This window comes from Kocuria sp. cx-455, from assembly GCF_057707085.1.
This window is the reverse complement of sequence record NZ_JBYIPM010000004.1, coordinates 88,049-110,724: the sequence shown is the minus strand read 5'-3', so window position 1 is coordinate 110,724 and position 22,676 is coordinate 88,049. Positions and strand designations below refer to the sequence as shown.

Sequence of the window (22,676 nt, the reverse complement as noted above, 5' to 3'; positions counted from 1 at the left end):
GCCCTTAGGCCGCCCGGTCCGCTTCCGACTCGCCCAGGTCGACGGCCGGGCGGCTTCCTTCTGCCAGGGCGGGTTCGCGCCACGACGACGCTGCGGTCGCGCCGGTCGTGACTCGCGTACTTTCCGGAGCGGTCACCGTGAGGTCCGCCTGCGACCACCCGAAGCCGTACGCCAACGCCGGCACCAGCAAGTTTGCCAGGGAACAACCGATCATCACGCCCGCCCAGGCCACTGGAATGGAAACCAGCACGTCAAGGGGATAATGCGCCGTAGCGTATATTCGGCTTGCTCCGACCAGTGCCACGGCTGCCAACCCGAACAATAGAATTCGGTTGCGTTTGGACGACCGGAAATTCACCAGTGTCAGGGCCAAGACGATGGCCAGCGCGCCGCCGGTGTGTCCGGAGGGAAATGAGGTGGCTCCTTCGAGATGGAGGAGCTGCTCGCCTGTCGGCAGGGACGGACGGGGACGCTCCGCCGCGACCTTGACCAGACCGATGGCGGCCCAGCCCATGAGCGAGGTCATGAGGAACGCCGTGGCATCCAGAGGTCTCCGCCGGAAAACCGCCAGCCACCCGGTGATCATGGCAATGATCAACACGATGCTCGCGTTGGAGAACACAACGTGGATCACCATGGCGATGGCATCAAAGGCTGCGTTGCGGTAGTGGACGAGCCCCTCGAGCAACGCGGTCTCCCCGTGCGTGATTCCCGGTGAAACCACCAGCAATCGACCGACGGTTGCAACCAACAGCACCGTGACCAGAGGTACGGCCACCCGATGTTGCAACTGCGGCAAGCGCCACGGGGACCCGCCCGGCGAGGGGGAAGTTTTCTGCGCCGGATAGGTCATGGACCCATGGTGTCACCCATCACCGAATGATTGCTGAAATCGCGCGTCGGCTACTGCGTGCCTGAAGGTTTCACGTGAAACCAAATCGCCATAATAACCCTTTAGAGGTTGTATAAGACTTCTAGCATATTCAAGAAGTTTAGCCTCTGGCGTGGGATGGAATCGATAGTCCCACTGTGTCGTTATAACTGCGAACCAATCCGATTCGAGGAGGCACCACGTCCATGAACTCTCAGCACCCGCAGGTCTCACAAGACGAGGCACTCAAGCACATCGACAACAATGGCGTCGCAATTTATTGGCGCCCAGGGTGCCCCTTCTGCGAGCGCCTCGAAGACGGGCTGGGTGACGACGGTCATAAGGCCACGTGGACCAATATTTGGGAAGATTCCGCGGCCAAGGAGTACGTGGCGTCCCTGAACGACGGCAACTCCACGGTTCCCACCGTGGTCACCAGGGACACCCATTTCATCGCCGCAGCGGCAGATGCCCCCGACCAGGTTCGCCAACTGCTGGCCAATGCCACCCCCGCGACCGCAGACTGAGACAGTCAGCACCGGTAATCACAGAAAGCAGGACGACTCATGGCCGACCACTACCACTCTCCTGAAGACCTCAAGCTTCTGGGCGAACTGAAGAAACTTGCGCCCGAGGAGTTCACCAAATTCGCGGCCTTCGACGCAGCCATTGGCCGCGACGGCGGTCACATCGACCCCCTCAACCGCGAGTTCATTGCCATTGGTGTCGCGCTGACCACCCAGTGCCCGTACTGCTTGGAGGTGCACACCAAAAAGGCCAAGGCCGCCGGTGCCACCCGCGAGCAGATCGTGGAGGCGGGGATGGTGGCCGCGGGTCTGCGCGCCGGCGCAGCCGTGACGCACACGGCCATGGCCTTGCGGTTGTTCGACGAGGCCTGAGCACGGTCACACCAGCTGGGTGAAGCCGCGCCGCACGTATCGTGTGAGCGCGGCTTCACCTCATGAGCTGCGACTTTGTCTTCGAAAACCGAAGGCAGGCTACACTCCGGGGCAAGAGAATCTTCACAGGAAATTGAGGACAACGATGTCCCTGCACTCCACGACCGCTCGGAACGAGGCGGCCCCGGGCTCACAGACGTCACTGCGCGTGGCCAATCAGCGCCGGGTAATCCAAGCCATGCGCACGCTGGGCACCACCACCCAGGCCACCATTGCGCGCGAAACCGCGCTGGCGCCGTCCACGGTGTCCTCCATCGTCCACGAAATGGTGATCGCGGGGGTGCTCGCCATGGATTCATCGCACGGCGGGCGCCGTGGACAATTGGTTCGGTTCAGCGACGACGTCGGCTTCGTGGTGGGTCTCGATGTGGGCCACCGCCACCTCACCGTGGCCGTGGCCGATCTCAACCACAACGTCAGGGCACGTCAGCGCTTTGACCTACCGCACGGCCATGCAATGGCCGAGGTGTTGGACACCGCCGATTCCACGTTGACGTCCATGGTTCGAAAGTTGAAGCTATCCCGAGCCAAACTACTGGCCGCCGGGCTGACCCTGCCCGCCCCGGTGGATCTCGAGGGACGCGTGGTGAGTGCGGGGGCCATCCTCCCGGCCTGGGCGGACACCGATGTCCGCGCGGCCGCCTCGACCCGACTGGGACTTCCCGTCACGGTGGAAAATGATGCCAACGCGGGGGCCGTCGGAGAGTTTGCCCAGGGTAGGGGTCGGGGAGCGCGGAACATGGCCTACATCAAGGTCTCCCACGGTGTGGGTGCGGGCCTGATCCTCAACGGTCGACTGTTCCGCGGCGCCACGGGTTCCGCGGGGGAACTCGGCCACATGACCCTGGACGAACAGGGTGATGTGTGCCGCTGCGGCAACCGCGGATGCCTGGAAACCTTCATATCCTCCGAGGCCGTCCTCGGCCTCATGGCAACCACCCGGGGTCCCGATTTCACGGTGTCCGATCTCGTCGACACTGCCTTGGCCGGGGACATCGGTTGCGCGCGGGTCATCGGGGACACCGGCCGCACCCTGGGTACAACCGTGGCCAACCTGTGCAACATCATCAATCCGGAGCTCGTGATCGTGGGCGGCGAATTGGCCCGCGCGGGCGACCTGTTGCTGGAGCCGTTACGGGAAATCGTGTCCCGCTACGGAGTGCAGGGCTGCACCCGGGAGCTCACCATCAGCGCCGCTGAACTCGGCCCGGAGGCGCACCTCACCGGGGCCCTGATCATGGCGCTCGAAAATATTTCCCTGCCCCTTTGAGACACAGCTGACATTTTTGTATTCAAGACATGGACATTTAGTGATCTGAGTCCTAATCTTGATCCACTACCGGCAAGCCTACTTCCGGTCCCCGTCCCCACCGTGTCCTACGCCTGGGGACCCGCATTCTTACTTCGTTACAGCAAGGGAGCTGCGCGATGAGCCAAGCAGCGCAAGCAGTACCGTCGGAGCGCCACGATGCGAACACCGGCGCGGTCATCAGGATCACCACGGTCGCGGCCTTCGGTGGCCTGCTCTTCGGGTACGACTCCGCCGTGATCAACGGTGCGGTGTCCTCCATCCAATCCCACTTCGATGTGGGCCCCGGGCCCCTGGGCTTCGCGGTGGCCGCCGCCCTGTTGGGCGCAGCAGTGGGCGCCTTCTTCGGCTCTCGCATCGCGGACCGCACCGGCCGGATCCTCATCATGAAGATCGCGGCCTTGTTGTTCCTGGCCTCCGCTATCGGCTGCGGCCTGGCCAATGACATCACCATCCTGGTCATCTTCCGCGTGATCGGTGGCGTGGGCGTGGGCGTTGCCTCCGTGATCGCGCCCGCCTACATCGCGGAGGTCTCCCCCGCACACCTGCGCGGTCGCCTGGGCTCTCTGCAGCAAATGGGCATTGTGCTCGGTATCTTCCTGTCGCTGCTGATCGACGCACTGCTGGCCAACTGGGCCGGCGGTGCCGCGAACGAGCTGTGGTTGGGTCTTGAGGCATGGCGCTGGATGTTCCTGGTCATGGCGATCCCCGCGATCATGTACGGCATCGGTGCTTTCACCATTCCCGAATCCCCGCGTTACCTGGTCTCCCGCGGTCGCGAGAACGAAGCCCGCTCCGTGCTGACCAGCATCCACGGCGATCGGGTGGCCGAAGAACGGGTGGCCCGCATTCGCGAAACCATCAACCAGGAACACACCCCTCGCTTTGCCGATCTGCGCGGTTCCCTGGGTGGCCTCAAACCCATCGTGTGGGTCGGTATCGGCCTGGCGGCCCTGCAGCAGTTCGTGGGCATCAACGTGATCTTCTACTACTCCAACGTGCTGTGGGAGTCGGTGGGCTTCTCGGAATCCGATTCGTTCGTGATTTCCGTGGCCACCTCCGTGACCAACGTGCTGGTGACCATCGTCGCGATCTTCCTGGTGGACAAGGTGGGTCGCCGGCCGCTGCTGCTCGTGGGTTCGACCGGCATGGCCGTCTCCCTCGCGACCCTGGCCGTGATCTTCGCAACCGCCAGTAAGGTCATGGTGGACGGCCAGCTCACCCCGGCGCTGGGCCCCGTGGCCGGACCGGTCGCGCTGATCGCCGCCAACCTGTTCGTGATCTTCTTCGGCGTTTCGTGGGGCCCGCTCATGTGGGTTCTGCTGGGCGAGATGTTCCCCAACCGCATTCGCGGCGCAGCGCTGGCTGTGGCCGGTGCCGTGCAGTGGATCGCCAACTGGGCCGTCACCGTCACCTTCCCGTCGCTGTCCAACTTCTCGCTGGGGCTGGCCTACGGCATTTACGCGTTCTTCGCGGTGGTCTCGCTGATCTTCACCATCAAAATGGTCTCCGAGACCAAGGGTGTGGAACTCGAGGACATGCACGACTGACGCCTCCGCCACCCGGCCACGATCGCCCCGGTTCCGTACGCAAGTACGGAACCGGGGCGACGTCGTTCCCGCAGCCTTTCGCGCGGGGGCACGAGAGGGTCATAGTTTGTCGGATTAACCAATATGGAGCTTCGCTACCCCCGTCCCGCGCATTCTCGGGTAGTTTCGAATCAGGTATTCGCGGACGATCCCCGTGGAATCGCCCACACTCTTCACGATTTTTCAATGGCGAAATGAGGACCCCAACGGTGACCCAGAATTCTTCGGAACAGGCCACGGCAGGACGTAAATCGGCCGGCCACGTGATCGTGGATTCACTCGTGGCCCACGGCGTGGAACGCGCCTACGTGGTACCCGGCGAGAGCTACCTGGACGTGTTGGACGGCCTCTACAAGTCCCCCATCAACACCGTGATCACCCGCCACGAGGGCGGCGCTGCCTACATGGCCGACGCGGACGGCAAACTGAATCCCGTTCCCGGCGTGGCCATGGTCACGCGCGGACCCGGTGCCGCCAACGCCCACGTGGGCCTGCACACCGCGTGGCAGGACTCCACCCCCATGGTGCTGTTCGTGGGCCTGATCCCCTTCGAGCATCGCGAGAAGGAAGCGTTCCAGGAATTCGATCCGCACCAGTGGTTCAGTTCCGGCGCCAAGCGCGTGATGGTCCTGGACCATGCCGAACGAGCCTCGGAGTACGTTGCCGAGGCCATGTTCGCCGCGGCATCCGGCCGCCCGGGTCCTGTGGTGGTCGGTCTGCCCGAGGACGTCATCACCCGCGAAATCGATGCGACCCTGCACCCCCGGATCCCCGTGGCCGGCGGCGGCATGACGGTGACGGACTGGAAGGCCCTGGAGAACGCGCTCAAGGAATCCGAGAAGCCCCTGTTCGTGACCGGCGGTAACGACTGGACCCACGAGGGTGCTGAGAAGTTCACCCAGTGGCTCGAAGACCACCACATCCCCGCCGCCGCGGAATGGCGCACCGAGGGAACCGTGCCGTTCAACTCCCCGTCCTACGTGGGCCCCATCGGCTACGGCCGCCCGCGCCCCACCTACGACCTGCTCGAGGAAACCGACCTTCTGGTGTTCGTGGGGACCGTACCCGGTGACGTGATCACCAACGGCTTCCTGGTGCGTCAGGACTGGTCCAAGAAGAACTTCATCGTGACCATGGACCCGTCCATGCGCGGGCGCTCCGGTGCCGTTTCGCATCAGATCGTGGCCAAGCCGGACGTGTTCGTGCGCGACCTGGTGCGCATGGACCTCCCGGCCAAGGAAGGGTGGAAGGACTGGTGCGCGCGCATGCGTCAGCAGCAGGTCGAGTTCGCCGAGCCCAAGGACACCCACCCCGCCGACGGCCCGGCCACCATGGACACCATGATGGCCAACCTGGTGGCGACCCTTCCCGAGGACGCCATGGTGACCTTCGGCGCCGGCGAGCACACCAACTGGGCGCACCGCTACTTCCCGACCAACGGCTACGCGTCCATGATCTCGGCGCGCAACGGTTCCATGGGGTACTCGGTACCCTCCGCCGTGGCCGCCTCCTTGAACTACCCGAACCGTCGCGTGATCTCAATTGCCGGCGACGGCGAGTTCCTCATGAACGGTCAAGAACTGGCCACCGCCGCGCAGTACGGTGCCACGCCGCTGGTCATCGTGATGGACAACCAGGAGTACGGCACCATCCGCACCCACCAGGAACGCCAATACCCCGATCGCGTATCCGGTACGCAGTTGAAGAACCCGGACTTCGCGGGCATGGCCACCTCGTTCGGTGGTTTCGGCGTGCGCGTGCAGCGCGAATCGGAGATCCCCGGGGCGCTCGAGCAGGCTTACCGGGCGATCGACCAAGAGGGTACGTTCGCGCTCATCCACTTGATCGTCGAACAGCGCCACAAGGCATACTAATTCGGGCATACAGCCACGTCAGTTAGTTACGACGCCGCCCCCGGCAGTTCGCGCAAAAGACCGGGGGCGGCGTCGTCGTGGTGTGGTCGACGGACTACCGCAGCGGGTGCTCGGCCTGGTCCTTGTACATGCGACCCGCGACCACCGCGACCACACCGAGCAGGGGCGTGGCGATGGCCACGCCCCAGAAGATCGCCTCGGGTGGCAGAATCTGCGAGACCGGCCCCGCCACCGCCATGGACACCGGCATGAGTGAGAGGGACACGAAGAAGTCCAGGGACGAGATACGGCCGAGCATGTGCACCGGCACGCGGCGCTGCAGCAACGTGCCCCAGATGACCTGCCCCGCACCACCGGTGGCACCGAACACGCACAGGGCAATGGCCATCACCCACCAGGAATCGGTCATACCCACCAGACCGAAGGGCAGCGTGCCGAAACCCCACAACCAGATCATGGTGGTCAGGTAATGACGTGGCAGGGGCACGGACGCCGTGATCAGTGAACCCAGCGCCGTGGACACCCCGTACAGGCCGAGCATTGCGCCGTAGCTCGCCACGGAGCCACCCAGCCGATCCACCACCAGGAACGGGACCAGGACTTCCAGCGGGCCGATGAACAGGAACACCGCGGTCATGGCCCACAGCAGGGTCCACAACAACCACGGAGTGCGCACCGAGTAAAGGAACCCGTCCACCAGATCCCGCAGGATCGACGTGGCCGGCGCCGCCGTGGAACCCTGCGCTTCCTCCTCCCCGAACCGGCCCGTCGTGGGAATGCGCAGGAACATCATCAAGGCGAAGGCCGTCGCGTGGCACACGGCAATCGCGACCACCGCCAGCGCGGGGAAGGCCAGGCCCGCCAGGAAACCACCCACCGCGGGGCCGGCGGCGATCTGCAACAGGGGTCTGGCGGTCCCCTCCACACCGTTGGCGGCCAACAACTGGCCGGCGGGCAGAATCCGCGGCAACGCGGCCGAGTAGGCGGGATAGAAGAATCCCAGGGCCCCCGCGAAAACGAACCCGGCGACGGCCAGGTGCCACAGGGCGAGGTTCTCGGTCCAGGTCAGCCCCACGATCACGGCGGCGGTGACCAGGTTGACGGCCTCGACGCAACGCAGGATGAGACTCAACCGGACGCGATCCGCGGTCACGCCGCCCACCAGGACGAAGGCGACCGCTCCCACGGCGCCCGCGGCGGTGATCATGGACAGGTCCACGGCCGAGCCGCCCAGTGCCATGACCTTGGCCACCAGTGCCACCGCCCAGAGACCGGATCCGAACACGCTCATGCACATGGCACATGCCAACACCGCGTAGGCGGGCGTGCCGAAGGGTCTGAGCGCGCGGGGAAGTGACATTTGCTCACCCTATAAGTACCCGTCGGACCCGTGGTAGCAGAGCCGACGCCGGAGACCGGGGCGGCCCGTGACGTACCGTTGACACAATCAACTTCTCAGTCTCCCAGCAAAGGAGCTCCCCGTGCGCGCAACCCACGTACCCGAAACCGGCGTGATCACCGTGCGTGAATGGCCCAAGCCCCGGGCCACCGAGCCGGGAACGTTCGTGGTGCGGATGACAGCGGCGTCGGTCTGCGGATCGGATCTGCACGCGGCCCTGCACGGCACGCTGCACCCCATGGGCCCCGAGCGCGCGGGCTACCCGGGCCACGAGGGTGTGGGCGTGGTCGCGGAATCCAACTCCGAGAAATTTCCCGAGGGCACCACGGTGCTGTGCGTTCCCCCGGGTGAGTTCGGCGGGGCCTTCGCCGAGTACATGCTCCTCGACGATGACCACGCGGTCGCACTGCCCTCGGATCTGGACCGCAACGATCTCACGCAGATGCGCCGCTACATGATGGCCCAGCAGCTGGGCACCTGCATTTACGCGTTCGACCTGTACTGGCCCACCGAGGTTCCGGCGCGCACAGCCGGCACGTGCGTGATCATGGGCGCCGGTTCCGCGGGGTTGTTCTTCCTGCAGGATGCGAAGCGCCGCGGGTTCGAGCGCATCATCGTGTCGGACAAGCAGCCCGCCCGTCTCGAGATCGCGCGCACGCTGGGTGCGCGCACCGTGCTGATTCCGGACGAGGACCTGGGCGCCGTGGTCTCGGAGCTCACCGGCAACAACGGCGCGGATCTGGTGATCGAGGCGGTGGGTTCGGACGAGCTGCGCACCCAGGCCGTGGACATCGTGGCCCACCGCGGCATTGTGGGCTGGTTCGGCCTGTACGAAAGCTTCGAACCGACCCTCGTGCCGATCTTCGAGGTCTTCCGCAAGTGCGTGCGCCTACAGGGTTCCGTGGCGGCCCAGTCCGAGCCCGGCCTGAAATCCTTCCATGAAGCGGTGCGCCGCATCCACGACGGTGAGGTCGAGGTCGACTACTGTTTGGGCCCCACCCACACCCTCGACCAGGTGGCCGAGGTGCTCCGCATCGCCGAACGCGCCGGTGACGGCCAGGTCAAGTTCACAATCGTCCCGTAATCCCGCCCCGCTCATCCCGCCGACGCCGCTCGGGAGACTCGATCGCAGCACCGAGCGGCGGCCTTCGCGCACGGTGGACGCTACGAAGCGTCCCGCGGGAGGGGCAGGGTCACCGTGAAGCGACATCGCCCGTGTGAATCCTGGTCAACCGCTATGGAACCGCCGTGAGCGCGTACGATCTCGCGACTGATCGCCAAACCCAACCCGGAGCCCCCGGTGTCACGAGCGCGCGAGGCGTCCAGCCGGACGAACCGTTCGAAAACCTTCTCCTGATCTTCGGACGCAATGGTGTCCCCGTCGTTGATCACGGTCAGCACCGCGCTCTTCGCCGCCGTGCTGAGCCGAACCTCGATCAGCGACTCCGCGTGGCGGCCCGCATTGGACAGCAGATTCCGCACCACTTGTTGCAGTTTGGACCCGTCCGCACGCAACCGCACCGGTTCAATGTAGACCGTCAGCTCCTGCCGGAGCGCCGGCTTGATGCGGGCGATCTCCTCGGAGACCACCTCGTCCATGTCGGTGTCGGCCACGCGCATGTCCAGACCGGCGTCGTCGGCGCGCGCGAGCGTCAGGAGGTCCTGCACCAGCTGGCCCATACGCTGTGACTGGGAAACGAGCACCGGCGACAGTTCCTGCCAGGTCTGCCCGGAGGGATCGTTGCGGGCCACATCCAACGTGGCGGACAGCGTGGCCAACGGCGAGCGCAGCTCGTGCGAGGCATCGGCCACGAAGCGCCTCTGCGCCTGATCCGAGGCCTGGAGCCGGTCGAGCATCGCGTTCATGGTCGACGCCAGCTGAGCGATTTCGTCCCGGGTGGGCGGCACGTCCACGCGCTCGTCCAGGTTGGCCCCGCCGATGGTACGCACCTGATCAGTGATGCGCCGCACCGGTCGCAGGGAACGCCCGGTAAGCCACCACATGGTCAACGCGCCCAGGAGCACCAGAAGCGGACCCACGGCCAGCACGAAGATGGCGACCACGGTGAGGGAGCTGGTCTGCAGGTTCACGGGAACCGCAACGACCAGCGTGTGTGGTTCACCGTTGACCACGATGCCTTCGGAAACGTAGACGAAGTCATTCGGGATCCGCAGCAGCGAGTTGTTGTCCGAGCGTGATTCGAACGTGTCTCCGGGGGTGAGAACGGGCGAGTTCAAGTCGATGTCCCCGGCCATCGGGGGAGAAGAGGCCACCACCGAGCCCTCCTGATCGGTGAGCTGAACCAGCACGCCGGGCTGGCCGACCGCGCGGAGCAGATCGGCGGGATCCGCGCGGGACCACACGTAGATCACACGGTCATCGGGGGGGCCCTGCTCATCCACCAACCGCGAGAGCACTTGCTGCTGACTCGTCACCGCTTGGTCGTGGGCGGTGGACACGATGTTGCGTTTGAGTACTTCCAACAGCAACACACCGGACAGCACCAGCACCACGATCATGAGCAGGGCGGCGGCCGCCGTGGTTTTGCGCCGCACCCCCCAGCGTCTGCGAACGCCCTGCATGCTCACGGCGCGGGAGTGTCCGCTACCAGCCGGTACCCCATGCCGCGTACGGTCTGCAGGGTGTTGAGGCCGAAGGGAACGTCAATCTTCTTCCGCAGGTACCCCACGTAGACCTCCACGATGTTCTCCGAACCCTCGAAGGCGGCGTCCCACGCGTTGTCCATGATCTGCAGTTTGGACACCACCGTGTCCGCGTTCTGCATGAGGTACTGCAGGATCACGTATTCCTTGGCCGTCAGCTCGATCACCGTGTCCCCCCGGGTGACCTTATGGCGGGACGGGTCCAGTTCCAGGCTGCCCACGGTGATGTTGACCGGTCGTTCGGGGGCACCGCGGCGCATGAGCGCTCGCAATCGGGCCACCAGGACCATGAAGCTGAACGGTTTGGTCAGGTAGTCGTCCGCACCGAGGTCGAACGCGTCGGTCTCGTCGTACTCGCCGTCCTTGGCGGTCAGCATGAGCACGGGCGTCCAGTTCTTGGCGGCGCGGATTTCCTTGAGGATTGTGTACCCGTTCTTTCCGGGCAGCATGAGATCCAGCACGATCACGTCATACGGGTTCTCATGGGCCAGCCACCCGCCGGTGACGCCGTCGTTGGCCACGTCCACCACGAACCCCTCATTGATGAGTCCGCGGCGCAATGACTCCGAGAGGTCCACTTCGTCATCGACGATCAACAATCGCATGCTCAATCCTTCGTCAGTTCATGTCCGTGCCGCTTGGCCACCACGGTATTGCAGAGCCCGGCCGCGAAACAGCACCCGGCGTGAGCCACTGCCGTGATCGCAGACAGAATCTCCGGTGGCGTAGGACCAGAATGCTCCCCGTTCGCTGAAAGGCTTCTGAGCGCGGGCTCCACACAGGCTCACCCCGTGGTGGTTCCTCCCGTGCCCGTTCGAGCGCGGTAGCGCATGTCCACCACGGCCACGACCAGTGCCGCGATGACCGCCAGGGCCGTGGCCGCGAAGCCCGCCGTAATGGCTTGTCCCCAGTCGGTGCGAGCCAGCACGCTGAAAGCAACCGCGGTGATCATGGCGATCCCGATCGAGGTACCGATGCGTTGGCCCGTCTGCATAATGCCCCCGGAGCTGCCGGCGTACTCCATGGGCACCTTGGCCAGCGTGAGGGTTTGATTGGGGCTGACCACGGCGCCCTGTCCCAAGCCCACGAATGCCAGGGTGGCCAACAGCCACCACTCGCTCACCAACTCGTGTTCGCGCAATTGAATGATCATGACACTGAGCGCGAGACCAACCAGGACACTGGCCATCCCGGCCACCACGACCTTGCGCCCCAATTGCAGCACGTGCCGCCCGGCCCAGTTGGAGGCCACGGCGCTGGCCACGGCGTTGGGGAGCCCGATCATCCCGCTCTCCAGGGCGGTGTGACCCAGCCCCTCCTGCATGTACTGGGCCACGAGCACCCAGATGCTGGTGATGCCCAGGAAGTACAGACCGATCAGAACCGACCCGTGCAGGAAGCTGCGCACATGGAAGATCGACAGATCCACCATGGGGCTGTGTCCGCTCTGCTTGTGCTTCTTCTCCCATACCGCCCAGCCGCCCAGCAGCACCAGGCCCACGGGTAGCAGGGCCCACGCCCACGCGGAGGCCGCCGTGCGCGCTTCCATGAACGGCAACAGCAGCGCCAGGATGGCCAGTCCCAGGATTACGGCACCCACGGGGTCCAGCTCTCGCAGTGTCTTCCCCAGGCTCTGCCCGCGTGTGCGCTTGAACAGGGGTTTGGGGAACCACAGGAACGCCAGAACCAGGGCCAGGATGCCCACGGGGACGTTGATCAGGAAGATCCAACGCCAGCCCTCACTCGCGCCCCCGATCTGGATGAGCAGACCGCCCAACAGGGGACCCACCCCCACGGAGATCCCCACCACACTGCCGAACATTCCGTAGGCCTTACCGCGTTCGGCTCCGCGGAAGTACTGCTGGATCATGCCAATGCCCTGCGGGTTGAGCAGCCCGGAACCCAGGCCCTGCACGAAGCGCGCCACCGTGAGGGTGGTGGGATCACCGGCCATTCCCGCCGCCACCGAAGCCACGGTGAACACCACTACGCCAGCGATAAACATGAACCCCCGCCCGAAGATGTCTCCGGCACGGCCTGCGGCCACGAGCACCACACCGAAGGTCAACGCGTACCCGGACAGCACCCACTGCAATTGGGACTGACTGGCGCCCAGGCCTTCCTGGATGGAGGGCAGTCCCACGTTGAGGATGCTCACGCCCACCAGGGACATGAAGATTGCCACGAGAAGTACGGCCAGGATGCGCCAGCGGCGCGGATCCGGCTGGTCGGTGCCCAGAGCGGCGTCGCCCCCGGAAGCGGGCTCGGTAGGTCGCTGGGCGCCCGTGGCCGGAGCGGAAACGGAACTGCCGACGTGGGACACCGAGGCGCGGCTGTCGTGGGCGGGTGTATCGGAGGATGAGTGGCGGCCCATGGTGTGGTTGACGTCTTTCTGTAGTGGCCGGTGGGTGAACATGGTCCCGGAACCGTGTTCATCGCGGAAGAAGTGTGTCGGCACCGTGCGCCGACGACTCCGGGACTTCACACCCGGCGGGGAAAAGTTGCCCAAAGGCCTGCGCCCGGCGCAGCAGCCTCCTCCCAGGAGTCAGCAACGTACGAAGTGGGGAGTTCATTCCGCCGTCGCGGCCTTCCTGTCCCACCGGTGTGCGAGACCCGGGAGAAGAATATGCTGTCAGATATCACCAGCGTACGGACACGCTCCGTGGCCCACGGAGGCACGCGATGCACCAAAAACACCGCGCGTGCCCACGCCTCGGAGGATTGTCATGACCACTGCGGTTTTACATCGGTTCCGAGCCTGGTTGTTCAACGACCAGGAGAACTCGGCGGCCTACCACGGGCCGCATCAACGCCCGCGTGACGACACACGAACCCGCCCCTGGTGGGCCGTGATGTGCCTGTCCGGTGTGGACTATTTCTCCACACTGGGATACCAGCCCGGCATTGCGGCACTGGCGGCCGGTTCACTGGCTCCCGTTGCCACACTCGTGTTGGTGCTCGTCACCCTGTGCGGGGCCTTGCCCGTGTACCGCTGGGTTGCCGCGGTCAGCCCCCACGGCGCGGGGTCCATCCGCATGCTGGAGAAACTACTCCCGCGGTGGAACGGCAAGATCGCCGTGCTCGTGCTCCTGGGATTCGCGTGCACGGACTTCATGATCACCATCACCCTGTCCTCCGCGGACGCCGCGACCCATCTGGTGGACAATCCGGTCATGCCGCTGCACGGCAACGGAGCCAAGTTGTGGATCACGTTTGGTCTGATCACGCTGCTCGCCGCCGTGTTTCTGAAGGGATTTCGCGAGGCCATTGCCCTGGCCGTTTTCCTGGTCCCCATTTACCTGGCTCTCAATGTCGCGGTCATGGCGGTGGGGTTCGAGCGCATCCTGACCCATCCCGAGGTTCTGAACGCCTGGGCGTCCGCGGTGTCCACCCAACATTCCAATCCCTGGATGGCCCTGCTGCTGGCGGTCATCGTGTTTCCGAAACTCGCCCTGGGCATGTCCGGATACGAGACCGGTGTCTCGGTCATGACGCAGATCCACCCGGGGTCCACGGCCGACGCCGCCAAGGCCGGCCACGGCGCCGTCGCCGGCCGCATCAAGGGCGCCCGCAAAATGCTGACACTGGCCGCCGTGATCATGGCCGTCATGCTCCTGGCCTCGTCCATGGTCACCACCCTGCTGATTCCCCCGCAGGAATTCGCGCCCGGCGGCCAGGCCAACGGTCGTGCACTGGCGTACGTGGCGCACGAGTACATGGGACCGGTTGTCGGCAGCGCATACGACTTGTCCACCATCTTGATCCTGTGGTTTGCCGGGGCCTCCGCACTGGCCGGCATGCTCAATCTGGTGCCCCGATATCTACCGCGCTACGGCATGGCTCCGGAATGGACTCGCGCCGTACGTCCCCTGATTCTGGTCTTCACCCTAGTGGCCTTTGTCATCACATGGCTCTTCGACGCCAACGTGGACGCCCAGGGCGGGGCCTACGCGACCGGGGTGCTGGTGCTCATGACCTCGGCGGCGCTCGCGGTGACGCTGTCCGCCAGACACCATGACCGCCCGCGCCTCGCCTGGGCGTACGGACTGGTCACGGCCGTGTTCCTCTATACGACCGTGGCCAACGTGGTGGAACGCCCGGACGGCATCAAAATTGCAGCGGTCTTCGTGGTGTGCATCCTGGTGATTTCATTCGCCTCGCGCGTGTGGCGCGCCTCGGAGTTGCGCATCACGCGCCTCCGCGCCGATTCCGCCCTGCGCACCTCGATGACCGCCGCTCGCGGCCACGCTGTCCAGTTGATCCCGCGGAAACCCAAACCCCAGAACGCGGCCGAGGACTACCAGGAAAAACTGTCCGTCGAGCGCCGTTCCCACGCCCTGATCGAGGATTCGGATGTGTGGTTCGTGGAGGTCGAACTGCGCGATCCGTCCGACTTCTCGGACAAGATCTCTCTGGTCTCACGCACCGTGTGTTCGCATCACGTCATTCACGTGGACGGCTCCTCCGTTCCCACGTGCCTCGCGGGGGTCGCCTTGTGGGTGCGCGATCAGACCGGTGTGCCACCCCACGTGTATCTCGAGTGGTCCGCAGGCTCACCCGTGCGCAATTATCTGCGGTTCCTGTTGTGGGGCCAGGGCCAGACCGCGTCGGTGGTCCACGAGATCCTGCGTCGCGCCGAGCCCGACGACGCCGCTCGCCCCGTGGTCCACGTGATGTAACGTGACGCACGTGGTCACGACCCATCGTGGCTACTCGCCTCCGCCGCGCGGCGAACCACGAGAGACTATCGGTTGCAATGACCGGTGTTCGGCCGGTTCCTGGTTCCGTAGCAGCCTTCTAGACCGTGATTCGGTGGCGCCGCGCCAATCCCTCCTGCCGCTTGGCCCCGTACAGGGCGAGCAGTCCGCCCACGATCACCAGGGCGCACGCGACGAGGGCCGGCGAGCGGTAGCCGAAGCCCGCCGAGATCACCGCACCACCCAGTACGGCCCCAATGGAGTTGGCCACGTTGAAGGCCGAGTGGTTCAGGGACGCGCCCAGCAAACGTGCGTCACCGGCGGCGTCGATGAGCCAGCTCTGAATGGACGGCATAACGAACGAGTTGGCCAGGCCCATGGCCAGGCCCGCCACGAAGATCCCCACGGGGTTCCCTACGAGAGCCCACACGGCCAGCAGGACCAGGGCGAGCACCGGGAACCCGACGATCATGGATTGTTTGGGATAATGGTCAGCGCTGATGCCACCGGCGATATTGCCCACCGTCATGCCCACGCCCACGGTCGCCAGCAACCACGGCACCGCACCACCGGGCAACCCGGCCAGTTCACGGCTCATCTGGGTGAGATAACTGAAGATCGCGAAGAACCCACCAAAACCGATGGCGGCAACACCCATGACGATCCATACCTGCCCATAGCGAAGTGCGGACATCTCACCCCTGCGGCTCGATCCGGCAATGGGACGTTGGGAGGGCACGGTGAACCACAGGGCGGCCAGGGTCACAAGGAACACCACGGCCACGGCCACGTACGCCGCGCGCCAGCCCAAGGCCTGACCCAGCGCGGTCATGGTGGGAACGCCCACCACATTGGCCACGGTGAGTCCGGACAGCGCCAGTGCAACGCCCTTGGCCTGATTACCGGGACCCATCACGTCCGCGGCGATGAGAGATGCCAAACCGAAGTACGCGCCGTGGGGCAAACCCGCCAGGAAGCGCATGACCAACAAGGTCTCGAACTCCGGTGCCACCGCGGAGGCCGCGTTGCCCACCAGCAGAGCGGCCGCCATCACCAGGAGCATGCTGGTCCGGGACGCGCGTGCCACGAGCACGGAAATCAGTGGTGCACCCACCACGACACCCAGGGCGTATGCGCTGATCAACCATCCGGCCCGGGCGATGCCCTGCTCGGGCGCCGCCGCGTACATCTCGCCCAACATGTCTTGTGCGATCTGGGGTAGCAACCCCATGGAGACGAACTCCGTGCACCCTATTCCGAATCCACCCAGGGCAAGTGCGAGCAGGGCGAGCCTGCGACGGGCGGGAGTCAATTGGGGCATGCGGGCAGAGCCTTTCAAAGGGTGGGGTGTGGGCGCGGCGAATGGTGGCGCGTCTACCAGGGTGCCGGTTTTTGTTCGTGGGGTGAACTACTTGTGGTGCGATTCACCCGAAACGTGTCATTCTCCCCAGCCCGTGCACAAGAGTTATCCACAGGTGTGGAGAACATTGTGCATATCCCGAACAACATGTACGCCGTAGAGCCCCTCGACCGTGCCATCCCGGTATCCACAGGGTTGTTCACAGTTGTGGAATTACATGTTTGTAAGTTGTTAACAGGTGTGGACAACTCCTGTGGACAGGTGTCGTCAGCGCCGTTTTCGTAACCCCGGAAGCATGCCGAGAGAGACCAATGCGCCCACGATCAGGCCACCCACGTGGGCCTGCCATGCAATCCCGCCCACCAGGAATCCGAACGCCAGGTTGATCCCGATGAGCACCACGATGGGCGTGATGCTGCGCTTGAAATGGCGCATGAAAATGAACACTGCCCCGAACAATCCGAAGACACCACCCGAAGCCCCGATCACCAGGACATTGGGTTGACCCAGCAGTAGAACACCCAGGGAGCCGCCCAGAACGGAGAGAACAAACAACACGACCATCCGCCACGTCCCCAACAGTGGCTCGAGCATCCGGCCGAACAGATAGAGGGTGTACATGTTCAGCAACAGATGCACGGGTGACGGCATCGAGTGCACGAAACCCGAGGTGAGCATGCGCCACGGCTGGGACGTGGTCAGTACCGGCGCATAGCCCAAGATGGACGCCAGATTGTAGGGCGTAGCTACGTAGACCAGCCATTGGAGACCCCACACGGCCACGCACAACCCAATGATGGACCAAGAGGCCGGCATGTCGCCCCCGCGGCCGCGTCGCGCACCGCGGCCACCGCGCTGCTGAGGCGACTGAGGATAGCGAGCAGACTCGGGTGGGTTGCTCCGGCCGGAGCCTCCCCCGGGGCCCGAAATGTACTGACCGTACTGCGGGGCAGGAACGGGCCGATCGCCTCGCGGGCCCTGCGGATCGTCCGAGTTCTCTCGGGGACTCTCGTTCATGTATGCTCCCGTATATCTACTGGTCATAGCGATGACAAAGCCCACCCGGTCGACGGGTGGGCCTTGGCTGCGAAAAGCTTCTGGGTCAGAGCTTCTCAATATCAATGGAGGTGATCACGGCATCCTCCACGGGGCGGTCCTGACCGCCGGTGCGAACGTTGTTGAGCTCGTCAACGACCTTCTTGGAATCCTCGTCCGTAACCTCACCGAAAATGGTGTGCTTACCCTGCAGCCACGTGGTGGGCGCGGTGGTGATGAAGAACTGGGAACCATTGGTGCCGTGTCCGTTGCGCAGACCGGCATTGGCCATGGCCAACATGTAGGGCGCGTTGAAATTCAGTTCCGGGTGGATCTCGTCGTCAAAGTTGTACCCGGGGCCACCGATTCCCTGACCCAGCGGGTCACCGCCCTGAATCATGAAGTCCTTGATGATGCGGTGGAACACGACGTCCTTGTAGAGGGGACCGTTCTGCTTCTCACCGGTGCGGGGATCGGCCCATTCCTGGGATCCGTCCGAGAGACCGACAAAGTTCTGCACGGTCCTGGGCGCGTGGTTACCGAAAAGTTCCACGGCGATGTCGCCGTGGTTGGTGTGGATGGTCGCCTTGTGTGTGGCAATAGCAGTCATGGTGCCATTGTGGCACGCTCCCCGGGGTGCGCCAGGGTGCCGAGAGTCGTTCAGCGCACAGTGAAAAGCCCGTGAATCCGCTGATTGAGCCCTCCTGGGCCACTCGGCAGCCCGTATGCTGATTATGGAGCTTTCTAATGTCACTACTTCAGGAGGGACACGTTATGAGCTTGTTCAAGAGCGAAAGCCAGAAGAAGGCCAAGGCCGCGCAGAAGGGTGCCGAGGGGAAGGTCGTGGACGCCGGAGCATGGCTGTCCAACGAAATCGGTCACCTGGGTACCAAGCTGCAGCACGGTGTGGAGACGGGTGCTTCCGCCCTGGCCACCGGAGTTCAGTCCTCAGGCCCCTACGTCCAGGAGGGCCTGGGCAAGGCTCAGGACCTGGGCGACACCGTGAAGGCTCGCGGTGAGAAGGCCGCCGCAGCCGGTGCAGCCGCCGCCGCTCCCCTGGCCGCCAAGGCAGCGAAGAACACCGCCAAGGGCCGCGCCGCGGCTCAGGGCAAGTACGACGGCGCCGTGGCTGCTCTCGCAGCCAAGGTTGCGGATGCAGACACCTCGGAGCAGTTCGACGCTCTGATCACCAAGCTCACCGGTGACAAGAAGACCGTCAAGCGTATCCAGAAGGCCGCTCGCAACTCCGCCAAGGAGTACGCCAAGAAGCAGAAGAAGGCTCAGGGCGGCAACAAGGGCCTGCTGCTCCTGGGTCTCATCACGGCAGGTGCCGTGGCAGGCGTGGCCGCATGGCGCGCATCCCGTCCGGTTCAGGATCCGTGGAAGACCCCGGCCACCACGTCACCGCGCGTGTCCGCTTCCCCGGTCAACAACTCCACCACCGTGGCCGCGGGCCAGGGTGCCAAGGTTGATGACGTCAAGGATCCCACGTCGTCCGTGAACGACCAGGGCACTGCTTCCCAGGCTGCTCACCGCGCATCCGACAGCGCCAAGTCCGTTGCCGACGACGCCAAGCAGACCGTCAACGAGGTCAAGGAACAGATCAAGGGTTCCAAGCCCGAGGACAACAACAAGTGATCTGAGCCGGCCTCGCGCTGACTGAGTAACACCGCAACGCCGCCGGGCCCCGGGGAAGGGGCGCCGGCGGCGTCGCCGTTTAAGACCGTTGTGCAGCGCGGTGCCGCTAGGAGAACACGCTCGAGACGGTGTCCCACACTTGGTAAATGCCCAAGATGCCGAACAGCACTGCGCAAATCACCAGCACCGCATTGGTGAACATGCCGTTACGCCAGATCTTGGGGGTGCGCGAGGTGTTCAGCAGGCCCAGCAAAGTGATGGCCAGGAACGGCATGAACAATGCTCCCAGCACGCCGTAGAGCAGGATCAGGAACACCGGCCGGTCCAACAGCAGCAAAAGCATGGGCGGGAACGTGAGCCACAGCAGGTAGAACTTGAAGTACTTGCCGCCGTTGCGGGTGTCCGGGTGGTCCTTGGGTCGGTTGCGGATATTGCCCCAGTAATCGGCGAACATGAGCGAAACACCGGACCATACGCCCACCACGGACGAGAACGACGCCGCCCAGAACCCGACCAGGAAGATCAGGCCGATCACATCGCCGTAGCGTTCGCGCAGCACCGCATCCAGATCGAGCAGACCGCGATCACCGGCGCTGATGGCGTAGCCGGCGGAGTAGAGGACCTCGGCGCCCACCACCAGCATGGCCAGCACGAAAATACCGGTAATGGTGTACGCCACGGTGTTGTCCAACTGCATGACGCGCATCCACCGCGGCTGGTGCCAGCCCTTCTCACGCAGCCAATAACCGTAGGCCGCCAGAGTAATGGTACCGCCCACGCCACCGGCCAGTGCCAGGGTGTAAACCACGCCCCCCTGCGGAATCACGGGGATCAGGCCCTTGAGCATTTCCGGGATGTTGGGCAGCGTGATGATCGCCAGCCCCACCATGACCAGGAACATGATGCCCACCATGGCCGCGGTGATTTTCTCCACCGCCGTATAGCGTCCCAACCACACGATGCCGAAACCGATCAGACCCATCAAGATGGCCCACGCCCACAACGGCAGGATCGGGAAAAGAGCCGCCAGGGGAAGTGCGGACGAGGACATAGCGGTCGCGCCGTACACGAAACCCCAAATGAGGATGTACGGACCGAAGTACCAGGACGTCCAACGCCCCAGCGACCGCCAACCCTCGAAGATGGTCCGCCCGCTGGCCAACGAGTAACGCCCGGCGCCCTCGACCAGAACAATCTTCATGACCGTGCCCACGATCACGGCCCACAGCAGCGCGTACCCGTAACGAGAACCCGCGGTCAGGGTCGCAACCATGTCCGCTGCGCCCACGCCCGTGGCGGCAACCACCAGGCCGGGGCCCACGATCCGCCATTTCCTGACCCGTTCCAACTGCTCACTCGGATCCACCGACGTATCCGGTAACAAGGCTGTTTTATCGCGCATTCGGTTACTCCAGTGACTTGGCAAGCATGGGAAGGGTCACAACAATTACTCATCATCATTTCATGCGCTAACTGTTGGGGCGCTTTGGTAAACAACTGTGGCAGGGAAGTACTCGAATATTTCACCCGACGACGCCGCTCGGCCGTCTTCCTGACTGGCGTCCCGATCGGTCAGTGGCCGCCTTCCTTTTCTCCCGGGCTCGAACGCGCATGAGAGCCCTGAGCCACCGCCAGAAGTTTGAGCAGGAAGCGCGAATACGAATAGACCCCCAGCGCCACATACATGGCGAGCTGGTCGCGACTCACCGACTCGTCCCCGGAAGTGCCGCCCCGATCCGCCATGCGCTGCCATTCCTCGAGGCCCCTGCGGTCCCGTGCGATGCGAAGCTGGTGCACGGCTACCGCGTCCACTGCTCGCGCGTACACCAACGCAGAATCCAGGCGAGGAGCCAATCCCCACAGGGCCATGCGGTGGAGTTCCTGATCAAGGGCAACCATGGATTCATCCGTGCCGGACAGCCACCCCATGGCGTCCACGATGTCATCCGCCGTGAGTCGGGTGCTTTGGGACAACGGTGCATCAGCACGAACTGCGCCATCTTCAGTGCCGCCAACCCCACCTTCCCCGGACGAACTCGGACCGGGACTTTCGCCCAAGAATTCTTGGACCACGGTCTGCACCTGACCCATGAGTGCCACGGTGGTCACCGTCTCGGTCGCGTCCACCGCGGTGACCACCCGCGCGCACTGCTCGAGGGACAGTCCGATGACCTGGCGCAGCGCTTTGATAAGTTCCAACCGCTCCGCGTGATCGTGTCCGTAGCGCGCGGTGGTTGCATTGAGCTTCTCCCCGGGGTGCAACAGCTCATGACGGAGGTAGAACTTAATGGAACTGGTCGGAACACCCGTGATTTCCGCGAGCTCTTTAAGCTTCATGGTGCTTCTCCGGTTGTTGATCCGGGCAGTTCTCCACCCGTGGTTTAGATACCCGTTCCGGTGTCAGCTATCTACGGTGACAGCCTTGGATACTCAAACTATCTTATGAGCATGGAAGCGCTCAATCATTTGGTCTCCAGTCCCCTCCTCATTGTTCACGTAATCACCGCGCTCTTCGCCTTGGCGGTCGGACCGTTCAACCTGGTGCGTCGGAAACGTGATCGCACCCATCGCATGCTCGGGCGCACGTGGGTCGTCGCCATGGTGATCACCGCGGTCACAAGCTTTGGAATTCAACAGCCGTTCTCGGCACTGTCCGGGCTCCACGCACTCTCGGCGTGGACGCTCATTTCTCTCACCCTGGGAGTTGTGGCCATTCGCCGCGGGAACGTGCAAGCGCATCGGGGAAACATGGTCGGTTCGTACCTGGGCCTATGGGCGGCGTTCCTGTTCGCGGCCCTGGTGCCCACCCGCACGCTGTCCCAGGTAACCGCCGCCGCACCGCTCACTACGGTCACCACCGTGCTGGTCATCCTGCTCGCGGTAGCGGCGGCGTGGTTCGTGTTCCGGCCTCAGCCGGTTGTGGCGGCGCGTCGAAGGCTTAACACTTGGGGCACAAAAAACCTCCGGGCCCCTGCCGCAACAGGAACCCGGAGGTTGTGACTGTGGAGCCTAGGAGATTCGAACTCCTGACATCCGCCTTGCAAAGGCGGCGCTCTACCAACTGAGCTAAGGCCCCGTATTCATTGTTAGTCCACCCGCGGGTGGGCCGCATTCCCTGACCGTTCAGTCCACGGGATCCACAACTGAGTCCCACGCTTGACGTTTGGCTTCCGCCTCACGCCACGCTTTGAAGGCTGCGACGGACAGGCCCGCGAGTGCAGCCAGTGCTGCGAGTCGTGCCTTCATCGCTACCTCCACACGATGTGAATCGTGAACTCAGT

General features: G+C 64.4%; 20 protein-coding genes and 1 tRNA gene. 9 read left to right on the top strand and 12 right to left on the bottom strand.

Features of this window, described 5'->3' with window-relative positions:
- Positions 1 to 4 precede the first annotated feature (4 nt).
- Complete coding sequence (locus AC3ENJ_RS07510; protein ID WP_431813588.1) at positions 5 to 853, bottom strand: phosphatase PAP2 family protein; 849 nt, start codon at positions 851 to 853, stop codon at positions 5 to 7.
- 224 nt (positions 854 to 1,077) lie between these two features.
- On the opposite strand from AC3ENJ_RS07510, the gene AC3ENJ_RS07505 reads away from it, so the two are divergent.
- From AC3ENJ_RS07505 to AC3ENJ_RS07485, 5 genes are all read left to right on the top strand, one after another.
- Complete coding sequence (locus tag AC3ENJ_RS07505; protein ID WP_190806463.1) at positions 1,078 to 1,398, top strand: glutaredoxin domain-containing protein; 321 nt, start codon at positions 1,078 to 1,080, stop codon at positions 1,396 to 1,398.
- Between the two features lie 39 nt (positions 1,399 to 1,437).
- Positions 1,438 to 1,770 (top strand): carboxymuconolactone decarboxylase family protein, encoded by a 333-nt coding sequence (locus AC3ENJ_RS07500; protein WP_431813587.1) that lies wholly within the window; start codon positions 1,438 to 1,440, stop codon positions 1,768 to 1,770.
- 145 nt (positions 1,771 to 1,915) lie between these two features.
- The gene (locus tag AC3ENJ_RS07495) at positions 1,916 to 3,100 is read left to right on the top strand and encodes an ROK family transcriptional regulator (RefSeq protein ID WP_431813586.1); all 1,185 of its coding nucleotides are present in this window, start codon (positions 1,916 to 1,918) and stop codon (positions 3,098 to 3,100) included.
- Between the two features lie 158 nt (positions 3,101 to 3,258).
- Entirely contained in the window at positions 3,259 to 4,689 is a 1,431-nt protein-coding gene (locus AC3ENJ_RS07490) for a sugar porter family MFS transporter (RefSeq protein ID WP_190781045.1), read from the top strand.
- A gap of 248 nt (positions 4,690 to 4,937) precedes the next feature.
- Positions 4,938 to 6,602, top strand: a complete 1,665-nt coding sequence (locus tag AC3ENJ_RS07485) for a thiamine pyrophosphate-dependent enzyme (protein WP_431813585.1) — start codon at positions 4,938 to 4,940, stop codon at positions 6,600 to 6,602.
- A 94-nt stretch (positions 6,603 to 6,696) separates the two neighbouring features.
- On the opposite strand, the gene AC3ENJ_RS07480 is transcribed toward AC3ENJ_RS07485, so the two are convergent.
- The gene (locus AC3ENJ_RS07480; RefSeq protein ID WP_431813584.1) at positions 6,697 to 7,962 is read right to left on the bottom strand and encodes an MFS transporter; all 1,266 of its coding nucleotides are present in this window, start codon (positions 7,960 to 7,962) and stop codon (positions 6,697 to 6,699) included.
- 121 nt (positions 7,963 to 8,083) lie between these two features.
- Between AC3ENJ_RS07480 and AC3ENJ_RS07475 the strand changes: the two genes are divergently transcribed.
- Positions 8,084 to 9,085, top strand: coding sequence for a zinc-binding dehydrogenase (locus AC3ENJ_RS07475; protein WP_431813583.1), 1,002 nt, complete (start codon positions 8,084 to 8,086; stop codon positions 9,083 to 9,085).
- Positions 9,086 to 9,165: 80 nt separating this feature from the next.
- On the opposite strand, the gene AC3ENJ_RS07470 is transcribed toward AC3ENJ_RS07475, so the two are convergent.
- The 3 genes from AC3ENJ_RS07470 to AC3ENJ_RS07460 form a co-directional block, all read right to left on the bottom strand.
- Positions 9,166 to 10,584 (bottom strand): sensor histidine kinase, encoded by a 1,419-nt coding sequence (locus AC3ENJ_RS07470; RefSeq protein ID WP_431813695.1) that lies wholly within the window; start codon positions 10,582 to 10,584, stop codon positions 9,166 to 9,168.
- A 2-nt stretch (positions 10,585 to 10,586) separates the two neighbouring features.
- Positions 10,587 to 11,270, bottom strand: coding sequence for a response regulator transcription factor (locus AC3ENJ_RS07465; RefSeq protein ID WP_431813582.1), 684 nt, complete (start codon positions 11,268 to 11,270; stop codon positions 10,587 to 10,589).
- Between the two features lie 179 nt (positions 11,271 to 11,449).
- Entirely contained in the window at positions 11,450 to 13,123 is a 1,674-nt protein-coding gene (locus AC3ENJ_RS07460) for an MFS transporter (RefSeq protein ID WP_431813581.1), read from the bottom strand.
- A 268-nt stretch (positions 13,124 to 13,391) separates the two neighbouring features.
- On the opposite strand from AC3ENJ_RS07460, the gene AC3ENJ_RS07455 reads away from it, so the two are divergent.
- Complete coding sequence (locus AC3ENJ_RS07455; protein WP_190806457.1) at positions 13,392 to 15,344, top strand: APC family permease; 1,953 nt, start codon at positions 13,392 to 13,394, stop codon at positions 15,342 to 15,344.
- A gap of 118 nt (positions 15,345 to 15,462) precedes the next feature.
- On the opposite strand, the gene AC3ENJ_RS07450 is transcribed toward AC3ENJ_RS07455, so the two are convergent.
- The 3 genes from AC3ENJ_RS07450 to AC3ENJ_RS07440 all read right to left on the bottom strand — a co-directional run bounded on the left by AC3ENJ_RS07450 (position 15,463) and on the right by AC3ENJ_RS07440 (position 18,367).
- The gene (locus AC3ENJ_RS07450) at positions 15,463 to 16,683 is read right to left on the bottom strand and encodes an MFS transporter (protein ID WP_431813580.1); all 1,221 of its coding nucleotides are present in this window, start codon (positions 16,681 to 16,683) and stop codon (positions 15,463 to 15,465) included.
- 306 nt (positions 16,684 to 16,989) lie between these two features.
- Positions 16,990 to 17,739 (bottom strand): rhomboid family intramembrane serine protease, encoded by a 750-nt coding sequence (locus tag AC3ENJ_RS07445; RefSeq protein ID WP_431813579.1) that lies wholly within the window; start codon positions 17,737 to 17,739, stop codon positions 16,990 to 16,992.
- Between the two features lie 85 nt (positions 17,740 to 17,824).
- Positions 17,825 to 18,367 carry a peptidylprolyl isomerase gene (locus AC3ENJ_RS07440; RefSeq protein WP_190781053.1) on the bottom strand — a complete coding sequence of 181 codons (543 nt, stop codon included), beginning with the start codon at positions 18,365 to 18,367 and terminating at the stop codon, positions 17,825 to 17,827.
- Positions 18,368 to 18,531: 164 nt separating this feature from the next.
- Here AC3ENJ_RS07440 and AC3ENJ_RS07435 point away from each other — a divergent pair, with 164 nt between their 5' ends.
- The gene (locus tag AC3ENJ_RS07435) at positions 18,532 to 19,395 is read left to right on the top strand and encodes a hypothetical protein (RefSeq protein ID WP_431813578.1); all 864 of its coding nucleotides are present in this window, start codon (positions 18,532 to 18,534) and stop codon (positions 19,393 to 19,395) included.
- 106 nt (positions 19,396 to 19,501) lie between these two features.
- On the opposite strand, the gene AC3ENJ_RS07430 is transcribed toward AC3ENJ_RS07435, so the two are convergent.
- Positions 19,502 to 20,797, bottom strand: coding sequence for an Nramp family divalent metal transporter (locus AC3ENJ_RS07430; RefSeq protein WP_190781055.1), 1,296 nt, complete (start codon positions 20,795 to 20,797; stop codon positions 19,502 to 19,504).
- A gap of 170 nt (positions 20,798 to 20,967) precedes the next feature.
- The gene (locus tag AC3ENJ_RS07425; protein ID WP_431813577.1) at positions 20,968 to 21,732 is read right to left on the bottom strand and encodes a MerR family transcriptional regulator; all 765 of its coding nucleotides are present in this window, start codon (positions 21,730 to 21,732) and stop codon (positions 20,968 to 20,970) included.
- 111 nt (positions 21,733 to 21,843) lie between these two features.
- On the opposite strand from AC3ENJ_RS07425, the gene AC3ENJ_RS07420 reads away from it, so the two are divergent.
- Complete coding sequence (locus AC3ENJ_RS07420; RefSeq protein WP_431813576.1) at positions 21,844 to 22,395, top strand: DUF2306 domain-containing protein; 552 nt, start codon at positions 21,844 to 21,846, stop codon at positions 22,393 to 22,395.
- Between the two features lie 3 nt (positions 22,396 to 22,398).
- On the opposite strand, the gene AC3ENJ_RS07415 is transcribed toward AC3ENJ_RS07420, so the two are convergent.
- Together AC3ENJ_RS07415 and AC3ENJ_RS07410 are read right to left on the bottom strand one after the other, a co-directional pair.
- A tRNA-Ala gene (locus AC3ENJ_RS07415) sits at positions 22,399 to 22,471 on the bottom strand.
- 47 nt (positions 22,472 to 22,518) lie between these two features.
- A complete protein-coding gene (locus AC3ENJ_RS07410) occupies positions 22,519 to 22,641 on the bottom strand; it encodes a hypothetical protein (protein WP_306786868.1) in 123 nt (40 codons plus the stop codon).
- Between the last annotated feature and the right edge of the window lie 35 nt (positions 22,642 to 22,676).